Source organism: Streptomyces sp. TRM64462, assembly GCF_013362995.1.
GTDB lineage: Bacteria > Actinomycetota > Actinomycetes > Streptomycetales > Streptomycetaceae > Streptomyces.
Genome location: NZ_JABWDV010000073.1, coordinates 1 through 601 on the forward strand (window position 1 = coordinate 1; position 601 = coordinate 601).

The following is a 601-nucleotide window of genomic DNA, read 5'->3' on the forward strand; positions in this document are numbered from 1 at the left end:
CGCGCCCGGGTCCGGCCGTACCGCCTCCACTCCCAGGACGGGCGGGCCGAGCTTCGCCGCCAGCGGCGCCGTCGCCGCGTCCGTGACGACGTGCCGCACACCGGCCCGCTCCACCATGAACCGCAGCCGCTCCTCAGGGAGCTGCGGATCCAGCGGTACGTACACACCGCCCGCGCGCCACACGGCGGCCATCGCGGCGACGGACCACACGCCCCGGCGCAGGCACACGCCGACCGCCGTCTCCGGGCCGACGCCCGCCGCGGTCAGCGCGGCCGCCAGGCCGCCCGTCAGCCCGTCGAGACCGCCGTACGTGACGCTGTCCCCGCCGCACACCAGCGCGACGGCGTCCGGCGCGCCCGTCACCGCGAACGGCGGCACCTGCGCCACACCGCTGCCCGCCCCGCCCGCGCCGCCCGATCCACCGGGGCCCGACGGGCCGGTCAGCTCCGCGTACTCCGCGTCCGACAGCATCGTCAGACGGCCGACCGCCCCGTCCGGGCCGGCCAGCGCCGACTCCAGGACCCGGCCCACGTGCCCGGCGAACCGGGCGACCGTCGCCGCGTCGAACAGGTCGGTGCAGTACTCGACGTTCAGCGCGAAC

Annotated in this window: 1 protein-coding gene; it reads right to left on the reverse strand. The window is 78.2% G+C overall.

The window, feature by feature from the left end; genetic code table 11:
* On the reverse strand, positions 1-601 hold a 601-nt coding region (locus HTZ82_RS03320; RefSeq protein ID WP_175407736.1), incomplete at both ends, for an AMP-binding protein.